The following is an 18,591-nucleotide window of genomic DNA, read 5'->3' as shown; positions in this document are numbered from 1 at the left end:
GGGGAGACCCGCCGGCCGACGTCTCAGACGTTCATGTCCACGGGCGGTTCCATCACGATGCCCTGTGCTTCGAACGCGCGACGGCGCTCTTCGATGCGGCGATGCAGCTCGATCTGGGCGGCGTCGACGAACCGGGGATCGAGGTCGACGGTCTTCGGGTGCGGGTCGCCGTGATTGGCGGCGATGTACGCGTCGAGCTCGGGGCCGCTGGTCCACGAGGTGATGAGGGCGTACCGCGGTGCCGTGCCGCGGTGCCAGACCGCGTGCCAGAAGCGCTGCGTGTCGACGATGATGCGGGAGCCGGCGCGCAGCGGCAGGCGGATCTCGGTCGCGGGGTCGAAGCGGTCGGAGCGCAGGATCAGCATCGACTCGGTGTCGTCGGAGAGGTTGAAGAACCCGCGCACGACCCAGCCGGTGCCCTCTTCGTTGAGGCGGTTGTTGTCGTCCTGGTGCAGGTTGTAGATCGCGTCGGCGTACTCGTTGGGCTGCAGCTCGATCACGCGGCACCGGCCGATGCCCGCGCCCGGTTCCTGGGCCCGGCGCTGCAGCGTCGGGGCGATCGCGACCTGCGAGTCGACCCAGACGCCGTCCTTGTCGGTGCGCGGCGGGGTGTGGTTCCAGAAGCCGTTGCAGTCGACGTCGCCGGCATAGCTGGTGAGCGGGGCGAAGCGCGTGATGCCGGAGGAGCGCCAACCGACGTACTCGAGGCCCAGCCATTCAGCGGGATCGGTGGCGGAGGTGTGGTCGTCGAGCACGACGTAGCCGGTGTCGGCCAGTGCCTCGGACGTGATGAAGCCCATGATGGAACCTTCCCGTCATCGCTGCCCCCACAGGCGGCGGGTTGTAAGGCCATCCTAACTCGATCGCCCCCGTCCTGGCGGATCCGCCGCTGGGGAAAACGCCGCCGACCCGCCGATATTCTGGGGGCATGACTCAGCCGCAGGGTGCCCTCCTCGTGGGCAGCGTGAACTACGACGACGCCGAGACCACGATCCGCACCGCCGCGGAGACGCTCGGCACTCGACTCCGCCGCATCCCGGACGGTGAGGTCGGCAAGCGGTTCCACTGGATCATGTTCCAGCCCGACGTGATCGCCAAGGCCGACGGCATCGAGCGCATCGGCGACGAGCCCATCCCGTTCCCCGCCGGCATCGACGCCCGCGGTCTGCGCATCGGTGAAGGAGTGGATGCCTCGAGCATCGAGCTGCCTCCCCTCGGATATGCCGCCGCCGCGATCGAGTCGTACGCCGTATTCACCGGTCTGCGTGCCGAGGGCGCGGTTCCTGCCGGTGTGCGGTTCCAGGTGTCGCTGCCGACGCCCCTCGCCGTGATCTCGTCGTTCTTCCACGGCGACGACCGGGCGGCGATCGAACCCGTCTACACCGCCGCGATCCTGCGCGACCTCGACGACATCCTGGCCGCCATCCCGCACGAAGACCTCGCGGTGCAGTGGGACGTAGCCAGCGAGATGGGCATCATCGAGCGCGCGGCCGGTTACGGGGCCGTCATGGAGGCGTGGTGGCCCGGCGACCCGTTCGACGGTCTCGTCTCGCGCCTGTCCGCACTCGTCGAAGCGGTGCCGGTCGACGTCGAGGTGGGTGTGCACCTCTGTTACGGCGACGCAGGGGAGAAGCACTTCTTCGAGCCGCGGAATGCCGCCAATCTCGTCCGGTATGCGAACGCCGTCGTCGCCGCATCCGCCCGTCCGCTCACCTGGCTGCACCTGCCGGTGCCGATCGACCACGACGACGAGCCGTATTTCGCCCCGCTCGCAGACCTCGCCCCGATCGACGAGCTCTACCTCGGGCTCGTGCACCGCGAGGACGGCGCGGAAGGTGCCGCACGGCGCATCGCGGCCGCCGCCCCCTTCGCCCCCGTCTTCGGCGTCGCGACCGAGTGCGGCATCGGCCGAGCGCCCGCCGGTTCGACCGAGGGCATCCTGCGCACGCACTCCGAGGTCTCCACCGCCTGGTGACGCGCGGCTCTCGATTCGCGTGCGGGCCCCGGGTCGCGTAAGCTATTCCGCGGTGACGTGTCCGAGCGGCCGAAGGTGCAACTCTCGAAAAGTTGTGTAGGGTAACCCCCTACCGTGGGTTCAAATCCCACCGTCACCGCCATGGAAACCCCCGAGAAATCGGGGGTTTTTCCGTGTTCGGACGGAGGGGTGATGCATCCGTGGTGCCCGTGTCCCGCGATCCCCAGCGTGCCGCGCCCACGACACTTTCGCGGGGATACCCACTGCACCCGATTTTGCCCGGCACGCTGCCAGACTCCGTCAGTGTCAATACTCCGACGCACGGCTGATCGGATCTTGACCTCAAAACTCTCCGCGAAGATGGATTGAGGCGTCGTCTGGACGAACAGATGGCGTCCCCCTCGCCCCTGATCGTGGTGGGGCCCATCCGCGACGGGCGGCAGTGTCCGGGTGCTGCCCCTGAGTATCGGCACGCTTGTCGTCCCTAATGGTATCGCCGCGACCATGATGGCCAACCGGCGTGCGGGACGCCGCTGACGGGCTGCAGCCGTCGACGACGACGAATGCGGTGCCGTCCTCGTGGATCCATTCACGCACGATCCGAAGCGAGTGCTTCTTGAGCTCGTTGCGGAATACCGAGACATCGTCCGGAGTGAACGCCCGCGCACGCTCTGATGTGCGCACCTGGAAGAGGGCGCCAGCGTAGATGTTGATCCGGCCGGAGACTTCTGAGAAGTGGACGCCAGAGGGGAGCGTGTGCCCCTCTGACTTGTCCGCTGTCACCGTACGCTCCGTCGCCATGAACGATGGCTCTGATCTCCCTGCGTGGCACCGCCCCCGGATGGTTATCGAGCAGAGAGTGGCGGCGCGGCAGTACGGGGCGACGCTCGAGAGAGGGGTTGCGTTTTCGGGGCGTACCGTAAGAAGCCGAACATGGCGGTTTGTTACGACTCTGAAACCTCTTCGGGAGCCTGAGGCTTGCGCTGAAAAATCAATTAAGTTTAGGTCTCGTAAATAGTTTATAGATGCTAAAGTAGCGGCATGACGAGCTGGAATGAAGCGACACTCAAGCGTCGGCAGCGTTGGTTCCCGTGGCTGGCTCTCGCCGCGGCCGTGACGATGGCGGCCGGGTACATAGTTCTCGACCTGGAGCTCCTTGCGGCACCGCTCGCTGTCGGAATTCCGTTCGCGATACTCGTCGCGCTCACGCTGGCGACGCTCGGCACGTCGGTCGCCCCGCGCAACGCGAAGGTCTTCCTGGTGGCGGCAGTGGTCGGAGTCATCGTTCTCCGAACGCTCATCGGCGCGTTGTCCACATTGTTCGCGTCGGGCCTCATCGTCACGGTGATCGGGGCTGTTCTCTCGGTGTCGCCTCTTGTGGTGCTCGCCGCCTACTACTTCCGCCGTCTGCGATGACGAGCCACCCGCGACTCCATCTCGACCCACGAGTGCACTCCCCGGTGAGGTTCTCGTTGCTCTCGCTCCTGCGATCCGTTGACGAAACGGATTTCGGCACTGCACGGGAAGTGCTGGGCGTCAGCGACTCGACGCTATCGCAGGCGGTCGCTGCGCTGGAGGAGGCGGGTTTCGTCCGGTCTGTCCGGCGGAGGGGGCTCGGCTCTGCGCGCGTATGGCTTGCGGTCACAGAGGACGGCGAGCGGCAGTTGCGACGACACATGGAAACCCTCCACCAGATTTCAGGTTTGTAAAACGATTCTCTAAAACCGTTGCCACGGTTTGTATTTTTCGTTAGCCTGCAAGTGCCGGACGACGAGTTGTCGATGTGTAGATCCAACCCAGCATGGGGCGACGGCCGGTGACGAGACAACGTTCCCCGCGCGCGTCAACAGGAGACACTGATGAATGCAGAAAGGGTGACCAGCGACGTTCTGGTTACGATCGCGCCGCCGGGGCGGTGGTCGAAGATCCGCACAGACCACGCGGTGCCGAAGATGGCCACACCGGTGTTCTTTGCTGCCGGTCTTGTCGCATGCGACCTCATCACACGCGCAATCGCTGCGCAGAAGGGCTGAACGATGAGCGGCGATTTTGCACAGTTGCTGATGGAAACTTCTCACTCGGCGCGTGCGCCGATGCGCGACCGTTCGACGATCCGTGTCGAGACGGCCGATCCCACCACGTGCACCCCGGGCGTGGCCTTCTGGTTCGGGGCGACATTGGTGGCCGCAGCCTATGACCTCGGCCGACAAGGAGGTTGAGTTCAGTGACCACCGCAGTGAGGAAAGGAATCCGTTCTCCCATGACCATTCATGACTCGACGCTGTCGCGTGTCTCAGACCCCGGCGACCGCAGCCGTATCGCACCGGATCTCAGTGACGATCCGATTCTCGGTTTCCCCGCAGCGGCCGGAGCTGTGCTCGGCGCATATGGGGCAATCACGATCCTCCTCGATGCCTACGAGCGTGGGCAGCAGGCTGCAGGCTGATCCCGCTGACAGTTCCCCGGGCGTAGAAGTCGGCAGTGCCGACGACGCTCGGGGAACTGACGCAACAGAACAGAAAGAGTCTTGTGCTGAAGGTAGGAAGATCATCGCGTGCTCGAGGGCCCGCGGACGGCGGCAGATCGAGTGCGCGCAGGTTGTCGTCGCTCGTCCTGAGTGAACGGCTCAGTGCGGTCACTTCTCTGTCGTCTTCGGCGGAGTACTTGTACAACTCTGCCCGAAATCATCGAGATCTAGGTGAGGTGGAACAGCTCAAGCCCGATTCGCCTGAGGCTTCAACGCGCGAGGCAGGCGTCCTGCGCGTGCTTGCGCGGCGGAAGGTGCGGGTCGTCGCATACACCTTGCGTGCAGCCGCGAGCCTCGCATTGATGCTCCTTCCCGGACGACTCGGCCGCACACGGGGAATCGCGGGCGTTGTGTCCGCAGGAATCGGGGCCGCGTACGCGCCCTTGCAGCGATTCGGGTCGGACGGCGCGGATCAGGCGACTGTCATCGCCCAGGCCTCAAACGCCGTCGCGAGGTTCGGTGGGGACGACGTCAAGCAGTACGCGCTTGTTTTCCAAGCCGCTCAAGTAACCATGTCGTACGGAGTCGCGGGCTGGGCCAAGGTTCTCGGCGAGCCGTGGAGAGACGGCACGGCTGTGCGCGACATCCTCCGGACCAAGTCGTATGGTCACAAGGGCTTTTGGTGCTTTCTTCGCGATCATCCACTAATCGCGAAGGCCCTCACGTGGGGAGTAGTCGTGTGGGAAGCGATCTTCCCCGTCGTTCTCTTCCTGCCGCACCTGGCGGCCAAGGGTATGGCTGCGATCGGACTGCTGTTTCATGTGGGAAACGGCCCGGCGATGGGGCTGTGGCGGTTCATCTTCGCTTTCGCTTCTCTCCACCCCGCGCTGCACCGCGTGATCGACCGTGATGTTCCGATTTCAGTCGTCAGGCGAGTCACCGTGCTATCGGGGGTCATGCTCGCCGGGGCCTGGGTGCGGTCCGCCATCCAAGGGCGGCGTCGTGCTCGGTATGTGCGTCGACTGTATGCGGAACTCGATCAGGTTGCGACCCGCCGCGGAGCCCATATCCCCGTCGAGATCTCCGTCGGGAACGACAACGCGCCGGTAGCGATTCTCGAAGGCGGTCTGCTCGCCATGAGCGAGCAGTTCCATTGGGTGGCAGCTGCCCTCGCCAGCCGAGGATGGACGGTACTTCGCACGACGCGCGCCGACTACGTCAGCTCGTCTGTTCGCGACGCGGCGTCGGCCTCTCTGGATTCGAAAGCGGAAGACCTTGCAGACGTAGTCGCTCATGTGGCGGCCCGCTGGCCGGGTAGGCGGATATGTCTCGTCGGGCACAGCCTCGGCGGCGAGATCGCACGCAGAGCCGGCTTGCAGACCGACGCGACCGATGTCGTGCTTCTGGATCCGACGCACCCCAACCAATTCGTGGATTCGCAGGTGCAGTCCGGCAGTCGTACGCGCTTCACGGAGCAGATCAAGTTGTTTCAACTGATCCTCAACCTCGGCTTCGGCTCCTTCATGACGCGCCCGGAAGCTATGGCATCTTTGCCTGCCGACGTGGCGCGGGATGCGATGTCGAAGTACAGCGACGCGCACCTCTGGAATGCAGGCGCCCGCGAGTGGAAAGAGGTCGTCGATCAGTTCTCCAGCCGACAGCATGTGCCCGCCTCAGAGCGCCCGACCCTCGTAATCTCGGCAGGGCGAACAGTTGAGGCTGACGCGGTTCTCCGAAAGCTGCACTCTGAGCTTGCCTCCGATCGTCATGAGGTAGTCGACGACGTCACGCACGAGTCTCTTCTCTCCAACCAGACACACGCGCAACGATGCGCGGAAATCGTCATCGACTGGATGGAGTCGCGCAATGGCGCCTAAGAGTCTTACGCGTTGGTGGCCGACGCTCGCGCTCGCGGGGCTTTGCTATCATCTGGCGGCTACCATGCTGGGGCAGTTTCCGTCTGATTCGTTCCAGAAGGTGCGAGCGCGGGATACGTTCTCTCTCATACCTACCTGGCGCTTCTTTGCGCCTACGCCCGCACGCTCCGACTATCACCTTTATGTTCGAGGCGTTGCGGAAGATGGCGAACTCACTGAATGGTTTGACGCTCATCCTGTCGCGCCGCGCCGTGCATTCCACATATTTTGGGCGCCGAATCATCGTATTGAGAAGGGGCTGTTCGACGTGATGTCGGCGCTTATGCGCGTCTTCCCGTACGTCGACGGAGAGTCGGTGCACGAGTTGCATGCATATCGCGTGATCGAAGACCACGTGTCGCATTATTGTTCTTCGCATGAGATGACGAGGAGATGCTCTGGATATCAGTTCGCGATATTGGCAAGCGGAGGGCATGATGACACTGTTCGTCCCAGTGTCATCTTCTCTTCTCGACTCATCCCGGCAACTCGTGACTCCATCGAAGTGTGAGGTTGGCAACCGTGTATGACGAAGCATACGCAAGCGTTTACGATACGATCTTTCCCCCTGATGCGGCGGTTGTTCATGGAGTCGTCCAGACGCTGACAGCTTTTGCGGCAGCGCCAGGCGCAGCGATTCTTGAATACGGTGCCGGTACGGGAAGAATTGCTATACCAATGTCGGATTCTTTTGCGGTGACCGCCGTCGAGCCATCCCCTCACATGAGGGACAGGCTCGTGCAGAAGCGGAGCCGTACCGGCGGGCCGACCGTCGTCGCCGGGGATATGCTTACTCGGCTGGAGATTGGACCACAGGCGCTCGTCTATTGCGTTCTCGGGACTTTCGCATGCATCACCGATCATGATGAACAGGAGAGAGCGTTGCAGAAGATGAGTGCGCACGTGGAGCCTGGTGGGCGGCTCGTCGTCGAGTCTTTCAATCCGCGTGCGCTTGCAGACCACCTCGGTTCGGAGCCCATCAAGATCGCTCAAGCCCTCGACGAGGACGGCACTCTCCTGAATTCGACGTACAGGCGTGGCGAAGACGGGAAGCTCGTCGCCGAGCATTCCTGGACTGCCCCCGGAAAGCCTGACGTCTACTTTTCTGAGGAAGTGCTCCCGGTGTCTGCGGAGCAGGTCGCACAATGGGCCGGGAACGCCGGTCTCGAGCTCGAGCACTGTTGGGGCGATTGGGATCGTACGCCGCATGATGCAATCCGCGACGGGCTGTACGTGCTTGTGCTTCGACGGCCTGAATAACGGCAATCACGAACGTTGAGAGTATGCGGGGTGTCCGTTTTCGGGTCTCCTTGCCGAGGTGACGGACCCGTATTCTCAGACCTCTGACATGGAGATGGATACCATCTCGAAGCGTTCGCGTACTTGACGTTACTCTCGAGTACATGGGTCCAGACAGTAGCGACTTGCCCTGGCTCGTCTACGGCCCGGGCGCTCTCGGACGTGAGATCTCCGAGCTCGCCACCAGGCTCGGCCTGAGTGTGATTCTCGGGGGGAGATCAGAGGCCGCCACACGATATGCGGCACAGCGGATCAGGGTGCCCTGGCGTTCCGGCTCGGTGGTCCTCCGACCCGAGACCTTGTTGACTGGGGTTGCAGGCGTGATCAACACCGCTGGTCCGTACAGCAGCACGGCTGTCCCGCTCATGGACGCATGCCTCCGTGCGGGTGTGCATTACGTGGACCTTGCGAACGACGCAGCGACGCATGTCGCTGCGTGGGACCGGAGTGAGGAGGCTGCTTCGCAGGGCATGGCGATCGTCTGCGGGGCGGGTGTCGGCACGTGGCTGACGGAACGGCTGGTAGCGCAAGTCGCGTCCTTGTGCGAAAGTCCGTCGTCCGTGACCGTCTACCGGACGCCGAGCAACGGGAACGTGAAGTCGCGAGGTGTTCACGCGAGTGAGCGCGAGATCTTGGCCTCGCGTCCGATTGTGGTGCGGGCAGGTGAACGGACCGCCTTGACTTTTGCACATCGTGTGGTTGCGACACCTGCTCCCCGACATGGGAAATCGGCCGTTGTGATCGGTTCGGGCGAGGTGATAGCCCTCCAACAGGCCACGGGTTTGAGTGAGATCACCTCTGCCGCCGTTGTTCCGAATAGTGCGCTGACGGTCACCGTCGGTCTTGCGCTTCGTATTGCTCAGGCACGTACGTCTGCGGCTGCTCAGCGCTTGACCTGGACGAATGCGCGCTTCGATCCGGAACGTCAATCGCAGGCGGATGGCCCGCGGCAAAGGCAGCCGAGTCGAGTTCTTGTGCAGGTGATGGGTTCGCACGAACAAGTCGCATCCGGCGAGCTCACCTATGTCTCAGGAACCACGATTTCGTCCCACTCGGCAATCGCTGTCCGGCAGGCGATCGTCGATCAGACGCTCATCGGCACGCACACGGCGTATCAAGTGCTCGGAGATCGGTGCCTCGATCATGCACCGGAACCGGCGATACGACTGCACGCCGGGAGTCTGAGGGAGCTCAGCGTGCGTTGAAGCCGGCCAAGTACTCGTCGGTGACAAGCGAACGCAGGACGAAGGATTCGACGGAGGCGAGCGCGTCCGGCAGCTGGGTCCAGGAGTCGTTGACGAACGAGCTCACCTGGGCGCCGGTGAACATGTAGACGATGGCCTGCGAAGCGGTGGCTATGTTCACGTCTTTGCGGAGTGCGCCTTCGCCGTTCGCGCGGTGGAGGAAGCTGCTGATCGCGTCTAGCCACGTCGGATCCGGGAGACGTGCGACATCCGGAAAAACAGTGCTTGCCTGCGTGACAAGCCGGATCCCCGCCTGTGCGATCGGGTCAGAGCGGAGTGCTTCGCCGAGCGTGCGTGAGAGAGCGAGGATGCCAGCGATCCCATCGATGTCAGACGTCGCAAGGTGATCTCGGAGTGCGACGAACTGTTCGTCCTGGCGCCGGATGAGTGCTTCAGCGATCTCTCTCTTGCCATCGGGAAAATGGAAGTAGAAAGCCCCTTGGGTGACTGAGGACTCCGCCAGAATGTCCGCAACGCGCGCCGACTCGAAGTGGAGGCGTGCGAAGACGCGCGCCGCTCCCAGCAACAGCGCTTCGCGGGTTGCGATGGCGCGATCTTGCTTCGGCATGCGTGAACCCGGCTGGGGCATGGTTACGGACCACCTCACGTGAGACGACAGGCTCGTCAGCGTTTTGCTAACTCTCAAGTATGCCGGGAGTCACGCTTGATAGCCGAACCCGGCCTCTGCTCGCGCTCCGTAGCCCAGCTCCGCTCGAAGGCGGAGATCATGGATAGTGACATCGCCCGAACGGATGGTCCGATCGCGAGTGAGGGTCGTTCGGGATTGAAACCTCGGCGTACTGGGGTGTGGGGCACGCGAGAGGTCCAGCCAACGCAGCCACAGGTTCGGCACGACACTCCGGTCGACACCTTTGGATGCATACACCAGTACCTGGCTCAGCTGCCCGAGCAAGGCGAGTTCCTCGATGCTGCTCAGCGGTGTGGCTGGCGTGACGACATGGTTGACCGCGAGTGGGCCCAGGGGGAGTTCGAGGCTCTCGACGACGCTGCTGATCGAGCTGGCGACGGAATCGAGTGGACCCAACTCGCGGGAAAGTGCGCCGGAGGACGTGTCTTGCTCTTCGAGCTCCACCGAGACACGAAAACCGCCTACGCGGGCCTGGACGTGCCAGGTTCGATCGGATGCCGGCGCTATGGGATCGACCACAAGCGACACCGTCAGTCCGCGAGTGGTCGTCGTGGTCGCAGCGGGTGCACGAACTCGAACACGGGATAGTCGTGCTCCTTGCAGAAGACCGTCCATCCCGCTGGCAGAGAGCGCACGGCTGGTGAGAGCAACCGCGTCAAGCCCGCTGAGGTGGACAGCCCGCACCCGCCCGGAGGCATCGAGCGACCAACGCGGTGGATACGTGGCGGATCCGCGAGCCTCGATGTACTGCATTGGGCCTTCGGATGTCGTGGACACCACCGTGGCCGTGTGTTGCACGGTGCGGAATCCCGAGCCGAAGTATCGCGATGTCGCCGGGCCGAGGATCTGCTCCATGTCCTGGCCGGAAATCTGACGGACGTCTTTGCTTATCCCCGCCTTGTTTGTCACCGTTTCACCTCGCGTCGATCTGCGTTGGCAGCAGGGCCGGTCATAGACTCTCGATCCGAGGCTCACGTTACCGCAAGAAGCCACGGCGGTATGTTTAATGCATTTCTGTTGGCGAATGCACCGCTGATTCCTGTGGGTCGTGAGAGGTGCGCTAAGCGAAGTGGTCACGCAGTGCAGTTCGGGCAGCACCGAATCCGCTCATGCCGTGCACGCCAGGGCCCGGTGCTGTAGCGGCGGAGCAGAGATAGATGTGCCGTGCTGCTCGCCACGGTGTCGGGCTCATGTTCGGTCTCGCAAGGATCTGACGGGTTGTGATGGCTCCCGAGGCGAAATCCCCGGCGACCATGGTCGGGTTGCGATCGGCGATGTCTCGAGCAGTCGTGGCACGTGAGGTCACCAGCAGGTCGCGCACGCCCGGGGCATGCTTCTCGATCGAACTGACCACGACGTCGGTTTGGGGTTCAGGCGACCCTGCGGGGACATGCGAGTATGCCCACACGCTGTGGAGGCCGCCCGGTGCACGCGTGGGGTCGAATCGCGATGGCTGCGATAGCACGATGGCGGGACTGGCGGAGTGCCTGCCTGCGGCGACCAGCTGTTCCGCCTCTCGGATATCGGCCGCTGTTCCACCTAGATGCACCGTGCCCGCGTCTGAAAGTCTTGGGTCGCTCCAGGGGATGGGTCCGGACAAGATCAGATCCACCTTGCTCACCGCGTCTCCAGGGCGAACGCGGCGGAGCGCTTTGACATAGCGACTGTTGACCTGGTTCTGTGCGATCGTGAGGAGATCGCGTGCCGATGTGTCGAAGAGATATGCGCGTGCTCGCGGGAGCTCTTGCATGGAGCAGACCTTGACCGAGCGATGAATTGCCACCCCGAGCCGTTCCAGTTCGTTCGATAGGGCGCGGGTGATGGCGGCGGATCCGCCCAGCGGAATCGGCCAACCTACCGAATGCGCCAGAGCTGCCAGGACGACCCCGACGGCCGATGTGCCGAGTTGGGGCTGGCGACCGACCGAGTGGCCGACCACGCCCGCAAGCAGAGCTTGTCCGCCCGGAGTCCTCAAGCCCGCACCCCGGTATGCCGAGACTGCCGCCTTTGCAAGACGCATCCCCACAAGGGGGTGAAGAGCAAGGGTCGGTGGGGGAGAAAGGACCGCGTCAGCGATCTGCAGGTGGTCGTCGACAAGGCCGGCCATCAGCGCTCGCCACGAGCGGCCGTCTCGTCCCAGATCATCTGCAGTCTGCTCCAGCGAGCGCCAGGCGATCGCGGCGCGGTCGGCGAGGGGGTGAGCGAAGGAGATCTCGGGAATCGCGAACTCCACGAGTTCCGTGAGTCCAACGGAGCGGAAGAATGGCGAAGCGAGCGCCATCGGGTGAACGGCCGCTCCCCAATCGGAGAGATAACCATCCCCCCACGTCTCGGTTCTGCATCCCCCGCCCAGATGCTCGTCCTGGTCGAAGAGCTCAACGGAGAGGCCCTCGCGGGCTAGAGTCAGCGCGGCCGCGAGTCCGTTGGGGCCCGCGCCGACAACTACGGCATCCACTTGACGCATGGCATGATGCTCCCCTTGTGGCGAGGGCGGTCCATCGGACGACGGCTAATTGCACTCCCTCTACCAAAGCATAGCTGCATGGTGGTTTGTAAATAGTGGGCACGACGGGCGCAGCAAAGGGTCATCCTCGGGCGACCTGAGCCACCCATCTCTGTCGTGGATGGGGGAGGGGGGCACAGGATGCCGCGGTGCCGACGGCGCCACCCAATACGAGCAGCGCGAAGAGGTGTTAGTGACCAGCGCCGCCTTCACCCTGCAGCACGCGATGCTCAGCCGAGCAGCTCCACCCCGAAACCCGAGACCACAGCGCGCAGCTCGGCGAGGTAGCGCTGTGCCTGCTCGGTGAGCGGGATCGCCGAGTGGCCGATCCAGCCGATCTCGATGTTCTCATCGACGTCGAGCGGGATGGCGACGATCTCGGGGTCGAGGTCGTCGCTGATGATGCCGGTCGAGATGGTGTAGCCGTCGAGGCCGATCATCAGGTTGAAGATGGTCGCGCGGTCGGAGACGCGGATGTCCTGCGGACTCGAGAGGGTGGAGAGGATCTCCTCGGCGAAGTAGAAGGAGTTGTTCGCGCCCTGGTCGAACGTGAGCCTCGGCACGTCGGCGAGATCGGCGAGCGTCACGCGCTTCCGCGCGGCGAGGGGGTTCTTGCGGGAGATGAAGATGTGCGGGTCTGCGACGAAGAGCGGGTGGAAGGCGAGCCCGGAGTCGCGGAGCAGCTTGTCGATCACGTTGCGGTTGAAGTCGTTTCGATAGAGGATCCCCAGCTCGCTGCGGAGGGTGCGAACGTCTTCGATGATGTCCCAGGTGCGCGTCTCGCGCAGGGAGAACTCGTACTCGGTCGCCGCGGTCGCCTTCACCATCCGCACGAGGGCGTCGACAGCGAACGAATAGTGCTGGGTCGAGACGCCGAGGAGTCGCCGGGACGGCGGACGACCGAGGTAGCGCTGCTCCAGCAGCGCCACCTGCTCGACGACCTGCCGGGCGTACCCGAGGAACTCGACACCATCGGTGGTGAGCGTCACGCCCCGGGCGGAGCGGATCAGGAGTTCGCGCCCCACTCTGCCTTCGAGATCCTTCATCGCCGCGGACAGGGTGGGCTGGGCGACATAGAGCAGGTCGGCGGCGGCACTGATCGATCCCTCCGCGGCGACTTCGATGTAATAGGTGAGCTGCTGGAGGGTGATGCCGTTCGAACGCTTGGCCATAGATTCAACCTATGCCACGGCATAGTCGACGCGCATTACCCGATGGGCCCTTGCAGTCGTCATCATGGAGAAACCCCCGATCGAGGCCGAGCCCGGCCGATCTTCCACCGATTGGCCGCTCATGGCATCCGAATTCACGTTCCGCATCACGATGACCCGTTTCGACGAGGACTACTCGCCGTCCGACGACTCGCGCATCACCACGAACTTCGCCAATCTGGCGCGCGGCGAGCACCGTCAGCAGAACCTCCGCAACGCCCTGACGATGATCGACCGGCGGTTCAACGATCTGGCGCACTGGGACAACCCGAGCCGCGATCGCTACACGCTCGAACTCGAGATCGTCTCGGTCGCGATCCAATTCGCCACGGAGGGGGAGGATCGGGAGTTCCCTCTTCTCGAGGTGCTGGAGGTGACCATCGTCGATCGGTCGACGGGCACGCGCACTCAGGGCATCGTGGGCAACAATTTCTCGTCGTACATCCGCGACTTCGACTTCAGCGTGCGGTTGCCGGCGGCCACCGCGGCCGCGGGAGGCTTCACCGTTCCCGACGACTTCGGCGACCTGCACGGCAAGCTCTTCCAGCACTTCCTCGACTCCGAGGCGTACCGGGAGCGGTTCACGCTGTCGCCCGTCATCTGCATCAGCGTCTCGACGAGCAAGACGTACCGTCGCACCGAGAACCACCACCCGATCCTCGGTGTCGAGTACGAGCAGAAGGACGGCTCGCTGACCGACGAGTACTTCGGCAAGATGGGCCTCTCGGTCCGCTACTTCATGCCGCGAGGCAGCGTCGCCCCGCTGGCGTTCTACTTCCGCGGGGATCTGCTCAGCGACTACACGAACCTCCAGCTCATCGGCACGATCAGCACGATGGAGACCTTCCAGAAGATCTATCGACCGGAGATCTACAACGCGAACTCCGAGGCCGCGAGCATCTACCGGCCGACCCTGGAGCAGCAGGACTACTCGGTGACCAAGATCGCCTACGACCGGGAGGAGCGCAGCCGGCTCGCGGCCGAGCAGGGGCGGTACGCCGACGCGCATCTGATGACCCCGCACGGCGAGCTCCTCGAGAGGTGGGCCGTCGGCCGTTCCGCAGACTCGCTGGTGTCCGTCGGATGACGAACGGACGAGCCCCGATCATGCCCGAGATCCTTCCCACCTCCATCGTCGGCAGCCTGCCGAAGCCTTCCTGGCTGGCCGAGCCCGAGACGCTCTGGTCCCCGTGGAAGCTGGAGGGCGATGCCCTGGTGGAGGGCGTGCAGGACGCGCTTCGCCTCACTGTGCACGAGCAGCGTCAGGCCGGCATCGACATCATCAGCGACGGGGAGCAGTCGCGACAGCACTTCGTCACGACGTTCATCGAGCACCTCTCCGGTGTCGACTTCGACCAGCGGGAGACCGTGCGGATCCGCGACCGGTACGACGCCAGCGTGCCCACCGTGGTCGGTGCCGTGAGCCGCGAGAAGCCCGTGTTCGTCGAGGACGCGAAGTTCCTCCGCCAGCAGACCGACCAGCCCATCAAGTGGGCTCTGCCCGGTCCGATGACGATGATCGACACGCTCTACGACCGTCACTACAAGAGTCGCGAGAAGCTGGCGTGGGAGTTCGCGACGATCTTGAATCAGGAGGCGAAGGAGCTCGAGGCGGCCGGGGTGGACATCATCCAGTTCGACGAGCCGGCCTTCAACGTGTTCTTCGACGACGTGCAGGACTGGGGCGTGGCCGTGCTCGAACGCGCAGCCGAGGGTCTGCGCGCGGAGACCGTGGTGCACATCTGCTACGGGTACGGGATCAAGGCGAACACCGACTGGAAAGCGACTCTCGGATCGGAGTGGCGGCAGTACGAGAAGTCGTTCCCGCTTCTGCAGCAGTCGAGCATCGACACCGTCTCGCTGGAGAGTCACCACTCGCACGTGCCCCTGGACCTCATCGAGCTCATCCGGGGCAAGAAGGTCATGCTCGGAGCCATCGATGTGGCGAGCCCTACCATCGAGACTCCGGAGGAAGTCGCCGATACCCTCCGCAACGCCCTCCGCTTCGTCGACGCGGACAAGCTCGTGCCGAGCACGAACTGCGGGTTGGCGCCGTTGTCGCGTGACGTCGCCCGCGGCAAGCTGCGGGCGCTCAGCGCAGGTACTGCTCTCCTTCGTGAGGAGCTCGGCTCCGCGCTCTGATAGCCTCGAGCTTCCGTGCAGCAACCTGAGGAGGTGGTACCCGTGAACGAACTCACGTCGGTGCTCCTCCAGGGAGACACGGTCGGGCGATAGGTCGTCCGGGAGCGCCGCTTCTTCGCCGCACTCCCGAGAGGTACGACCATGCATTTCACTTCACGACGAATCCTCGACGACCGCGTCACCGAGCGCACGTTCACACTCGGCGACGTCTCCGGCATCCTGTGGACGCCGCCCGCCGCAACGCCGACCGCTCCCGTCCCGCTCATCCTCATGGGCCAGCCCGGCGGCATCGGCATGCGGCGCATGTATCCGAGACTGGTCGCGCGTGCCCGCAACGCCAGCGCGCAGGGCTTCGCCGCCGCGACTATCGAGCTGCCGGGGGCAGGCGAACGCGCTCCACTGCCCGGCGCCGAGCTCGCCAGGGCCGATCTCGTTCGAGCGATCACCGCGGGAGAGAAGCCTTCCGCGGATGTCGTGGACCGGCTGATCCTCCCTCTGGTCGACCGGGCTGTTCCCGAATGGCAGGCGACGCTCGACGAGTCCCTCGAGCTTCCGGAGATCGGCGACCGGGTCGCGTTCTCCGGAGGGGTGATCGCGATCGGCACCCGCCTCGCCGCGATAGATGCACGCATCGTGGCGGCCGGACTCTTCGCCGGCAGCTACGTTCCACGCTCGACGATGGCAGAGGCCCGACGGGTGACGATCCCGCTGCACGTGCTGCTCCAGTGGGACGACGAGGGCAACGACCGCCAGATGGCACTCGACCTGTTCGATGCATTCGGCTCGACGGAGAAGACGCTGTACGCCAACATGGGCGGCCACACCGGAGTGCCGGCGTTTGCCGGGGAGGACGCCGCCCGGTTCTTCGCCCGTCACCTCGGGGGTGCGTGAGGGCAGGAGGCCGAGTGATCTGACCGGGGCGCGGAGGCGAGGCGCTCGCCGAGGGGGAGGGATCCGGCGAACGCCCCGTCTGCACCCGATGCCTGCGAGCGCGGCCCCCCACGATCTCGCGCTACGACCGGAGCACGATCAGGATGCGCCTGATGGAGCCGGAATGCAATGCGCTTCCGCGTTTAACGGCACAGTCTGGACAAAAGTCACTGCCGAGAACCCCACGACCGTGGCGCCGGATCCGTCCGGACGGTTCCCGCTCCTGTCAAGGCCCGATACGTCGAGGACGGATCATCCTAAAGTCATCGAATGCCGCCCTTGACCCGACGGGTGGCAGGAGGACTCGCCGATGACCGAAGACTCTGCGCCCACCGACTCTGCGCCCACGCAAGAGCTGCTGGGCGGGCGCTATCAGCTGCGGGAGTGCGTCGGACAGGGCGGAATGGCCCGCGTGTACCGCGCCGACGATGTCCTGCTCGGCCGGACAGTGGCGATCAAGCTGCTGAACGGGGGGAGCGAGGGCGTTCCGTCCGAACGCGCGCGCAGCGAGATGACGCTGCTGGCCTCGCTCAACCACCCCGCGATGGTCACGCTCTACGACGCCCAACTGGTGCCGGGCAAAGCCGAGTACCTGGTGATGGAGTTCGTCGACGGCCCGACCCTCTCCGCCCGCATCGCCCAGGGCCCCGTGCCGCCGACCGACGTGGCCATGATCGCCGCGGATCTCGCCGAAGCGCTGCATGTGGTGCACGGTGCCGGCGTGGTGCACCGCGATGTGAAGCCGTCGAACGTGCTGCTCTCGCCCACCTCGCTTCCGGGGAGCCGTTCGGGCGCGAAGCTCGCCGACTTCGGTATCTCCGTGCTCGTCGACGATGCCCGGCTGACGTCGCCCGGTGTCGTGATCGGCACTGCTGCATACCTCGCCCCCGAGCAACTCCGGGGCGCGCCTCCTGCTCCGGCGGCCGACATCTACTCCCTGGGACTCGTGCTGCTGGAGGCGCTCACCGGGAAGCGGGCGTTCGGCCAGGCGGAGGGGATCGGTGCGGCGATGGCGCGTCTCATCGAGGTCCCTGAGGTGCCGAGATCCGTGGGTCCGCAGTGGGCGGATCTGCTGACCCGGATGGTGGCGATCGCGCCCGAGGACCGGCCCAGTGCTGCTGCCGTGTTCGCCGCGGCGTCCATGCTCGCGTCTGCGCCGGCCATCCCGCCTCGCCCTCCCGTGCCCGTGATCGCCCCTCCGGTCCCGGCCATGAGCGCCGCTTCCGCTGCCAGCACCGCACCGACACTGCTCCTCTCCTCGAAGCCTTCGGACCGTGTGTTGCCCACGCGTCGCCCGACGCGACGGTGGGGAGTGATCGGCACCGCCGCTGCCGCGGTCGTCGCCGCCTCCGTGCTCGTGGGGGTGTGGGCGGCAGGTCAAGGGTTCGGAGACACCAGCGACCTGGAGACCGGCGATGTCGATTCCGTCGTCACCGAGCAGACGCCGGGAAGCTCGCCCTCGCCGGATCCGACACCGGATCAGGCTGACGCGCAGCAGGACACCTCCGGGACCGTCGTCCCCGTCGTCCCGGCTGAGAACACGCAGCCGACACACGTCGATCAGGTCGTCGATCAGACGAAGGACGAGCGCAAGGCGGCGGAGCAGGCGGCCAAGGACGAGCGCAAGGCGCAGGAGGAAGCCCAGAAGAAGGCCGACCAGGAGCAGAAGAACGCAGACAAGGAACAGGAGAAGGCGGACAAGGAGCAGGAGAAGCGCGACGCGAAGAACTAGTGCTGCCCGACCCGATCGGCCCACCCGACCCGATCAGCCCGCGGCGGCGCGCTCGCCGTCGGAGTTCGGCGTCCAGCCGTACCAGCCGCCGTCCGTGGCCATCACGCTCCAGCCGCCGCAGACGAAGACGGTCTTCGCCTTGTACGGATCGGGGGCGCCGTCGAGCGTCCAGGACGGTGCCGACTGCCGCTCGACCTCGGTGCAGGCATCGGCCAGGTCGGAAGCGCTGGTGAGGAGGATGACCGCGTCCTCGGCCTTCTCGACCGTCGAGGTGCGCACGGTGATCTGCGAGGAGTCTGCGGGAATCCAGTCCGCGTCGACCCCCGCCCCCTTCGCGAAAGCGGCCGCATCGTCGAAGGTGGAGGTGGACTGCTTGTGGACGATGCTGTCGAAGGCAGAGCATCCGCTGAGGGAGAGTGCGCCCACGACGATCAGGGCGGAGGCGGCGAGAAGCGGTCGTACGTTCATGCCCCCAGCCTCGCGGCTGTGACGCCCTCGCGGCATCCCTCGCGCGAGGTATCGG

General features: G+C 65.0%; 19 protein-coding genes and 1 tRNA gene. 14 read left to right on the top strand and 6 right to left on the bottom strand.

Going from position 1 to position 18,591, the window contains the following annotated elements; translation table 11 throughout:
- Positions 1 to 23: 23 nt before the first annotated feature.
- Positions 24 to 800: a hypothetical protein gene (locus tag ABRP18_RS15320; RefSeq protein ID WP_046747607.1), complete on the bottom strand. Its 777-nt coding sequence runs from the start codon at positions 798 to 800 to the stop codon at positions 24 to 26.
- A 128-nt stretch (positions 801 to 928) separates the two neighbouring features.
- On the opposite strand from ABRP18_RS15320, the gene ABRP18_RS15315 reads away from it, so the two are divergent.
- From ABRP18_RS15315 to ABRP18_RS15270, 10 genes are all read left to right on the top strand, one after another.
- Positions 929 to 1,975 carry a hypothetical protein gene (locus ABRP18_RS15315; RefSeq protein ID WP_349884963.1) on the top strand — a complete coding sequence of 349 codons (1,047 nt, stop codon included), beginning with the start codon at positions 929 to 931 and terminating at the stop codon, positions 1,973 to 1,975.
- Positions 1,976 to 2,026: 51 nt separating this feature from the next.
- Positions 2,027 to 2,117: transfer RNA gene (locus ABRP18_RS15310), tRNA-Ser, on the top strand.
- Between the two features lie 899 nt (positions 2,118 to 3,016).
- Positions 3,017 to 3,391 carry a hypothetical protein gene (locus tag ABRP18_RS15305; RefSeq protein ID WP_349884962.1) on the top strand — a complete coding sequence of 125 codons (375 nt, stop codon included), beginning with the start codon at positions 3,017 to 3,019 and terminating at the stop codon, positions 3,389 to 3,391.
- Positions 3,388 to 3,684, top strand: a complete 297-nt coding sequence (locus tag ABRP18_RS15300) for a transcriptional regulator (protein ID WP_349884961.1) — start codon at positions 3,388 to 3,390, stop codon at positions 3,682 to 3,684. Before ABRP18_RS15305 ends, ABRP18_RS15300 begins: the two co-directional genes overlap by 4 nt.
- Positions 3,685 to 3,834: 150 nt before the next feature.
- Complete coding sequence (locus ABRP18_RS15295) at positions 3,835 to 4,008, top strand: hypothetical protein (protein WP_349884960.1); 174 nt, start codon at positions 3,835 to 3,837, stop codon at positions 4,006 to 4,008.
- A 227-nt stretch (positions 4,009 to 4,235) separates the two neighbouring features.
- Entirely contained in the window at positions 4,236 to 4,421 is a 186-nt protein-coding gene (locus ABRP18_RS15290) for a hypothetical protein (protein ID WP_349884958.1), read from the top strand.
- A 257-nt stretch (positions 4,422 to 4,678) separates the two neighbouring features.
- Positions 4,679 to 6,319, top strand: coding sequence for an alpha/beta fold hydrolase (locus ABRP18_RS15285; protein WP_349884957.1), 1,641 nt, complete (start codon positions 4,679 to 4,681; stop codon positions 6,317 to 6,319).
- On the top strand, positions 6,309 to 6,869 hold the full coding sequence (locus ABRP18_RS15280; RefSeq protein WP_349884956.1) for a hypothetical protein: 561 nt from the start codon (positions 6,309 to 6,311) through the stop codon (positions 6,867 to 6,869). Before ABRP18_RS15285 ends, ABRP18_RS15280 begins: the two co-directional genes overlap by 11 nt.
- An 11-nt stretch (positions 6,870 to 6,880) precedes the next feature.
- Complete coding sequence (locus ABRP18_RS15275; RefSeq protein ID WP_349884955.1) at positions 6,881 to 7,618, top strand: class I SAM-dependent methyltransferase; 738 nt, start codon at positions 6,881 to 6,883, stop codon at positions 7,616 to 7,618.
- 143 nt (positions 7,619 to 7,761) lie between these two features.
- Complete coding sequence (locus ABRP18_RS15270) at positions 7,762 to 8,862, top strand: saccharopine dehydrogenase NADP-binding domain-containing protein (RefSeq protein WP_349884954.1); 1,101 nt, start codon at positions 7,762 to 7,764, stop codon at positions 8,860 to 8,862.
- On the opposite strand, the gene ABRP18_RS15265 is transcribed toward ABRP18_RS15270, so the two are convergent.
- The 4 genes from ABRP18_RS15265 to ABRP18_RS15250 all read right to left on the bottom strand — a co-directional run bounded on the left by ABRP18_RS15265 (position 8,849) and on the right by ABRP18_RS15250 (position 13,225).
- The gene (locus tag ABRP18_RS15265) at positions 8,849 to 9,490 is read right to left on the bottom strand and encodes a TetR family transcriptional regulator (RefSeq protein WP_374168947.1); all 642 of its coding nucleotides are present in this window, start codon (positions 9,488 to 9,490) and stop codon (positions 8,849 to 8,851) included. The genes ABRP18_RS15270 and ABRP18_RS15265 overlap by 14 nt on opposite strands.
- A 69-nt stretch (positions 9,491 to 9,559) precedes the next feature.
- The gene (locus ABRP18_RS15260; protein ID WP_349884952.1) at positions 9,560 to 10,459 is read right to left on the bottom strand and encodes an AvrD family protein; all 900 of its coding nucleotides are present in this window, start codon (positions 10,457 to 10,459) and stop codon (positions 9,560 to 9,562) included.
- 151 nt (positions 10,460 to 10,610) lie between these two features.
- Entirely contained in the window at positions 10,611 to 12,014 is a 1,404-nt protein-coding gene (locus ABRP18_RS15255; RefSeq protein WP_349884951.1) for an NAD(P)/FAD-dependent oxidoreductase, read from the bottom strand.
- 269 nt (positions 12,015 to 12,283) lie between these two features.
- Positions 12,284 to 13,225 carry a LysR family transcriptional regulator gene (locus ABRP18_RS15250; RefSeq protein ID WP_349884950.1) on the bottom strand — a complete coding sequence of 314 codons (942 nt, stop codon included), beginning with the start codon at positions 13,223 to 13,225 and terminating at the stop codon, positions 12,284 to 12,286.
- 121 nt (positions 13,226 to 13,346) lie between these two features.
- Between ABRP18_RS15250 and ABRP18_RS15245 the strand changes: the two genes are divergently transcribed.
- The 4 genes from ABRP18_RS15245 (at position 13,347) to ABRP18_RS15230 (ending at position 18,068) form a co-directional block, all read left to right on the top strand.
- Positions 13,347 to 14,351, top strand: coding sequence for a putative oxygenase MesX (locus tag ABRP18_RS15245; RefSeq protein WP_349885364.1), 1,005 nt, complete (start codon positions 13,347 to 13,349; stop codon positions 14,349 to 14,351).
- Positions 14,352 to 14,371: 20 nt separating this feature from the next.
- Positions 14,372 to 15,406 (top strand): methionine synthase, encoded by a 1,035-nt coding sequence (locus ABRP18_RS15240; RefSeq protein WP_349885363.1) that lies wholly within the window; start codon positions 14,372 to 14,374, stop codon positions 15,404 to 15,406.
- Between the two features lie 141 nt (positions 15,407 to 15,547).
- Positions 15,548 to 16,297 (top strand): alpha/beta hydrolase, encoded by a 750-nt coding sequence (locus tag ABRP18_RS15235; RefSeq protein ID WP_349884949.1) that lies wholly within the window; start codon positions 15,548 to 15,550, stop codon positions 16,295 to 16,297.
- 349 nt (positions 16,298 to 16,646) lie between these two features.
- On the top strand, positions 16,647 to 18,068 hold the full coding sequence (locus ABRP18_RS15230; protein WP_349884948.1) for a protein kinase: 1,422 nt from the start codon (positions 16,647 to 16,649) through the stop codon (positions 18,066 to 18,068).
- Positions 18,069 to 18,101: 33 nt separating this feature from the next.
- Here the strand turns inward: ABRP18_RS15230 and ABRP18_RS15225 are convergent, their stop codons facing one another.
- The gene (locus ABRP18_RS15225) at positions 18,102 to 18,536 is read right to left on the bottom strand and encodes a hypothetical protein (protein ID WP_349884947.1); all 435 of its coding nucleotides are present in this window, start codon (positions 18,534 to 18,536) and stop codon (positions 18,102 to 18,104) included.
- Between the last annotated feature and the right edge of the window lie 55 nt (positions 18,537 to 18,591).

This window comes from Microbacterium sp. WHRI 7836 (genome assembly GCF_040223885.2).
Taxonomy (GTDB): domain Bacteria; phylum Actinomycetota; class Actinomycetes; order Actinomycetales; family Microbacteriaceae; genus Microbacterium; species Microbacterium oxydans.
Note: the sequence above shows the minus strand (reverse complement) of the source record. Positions and strands in the feature narration are given on the sequence as shown.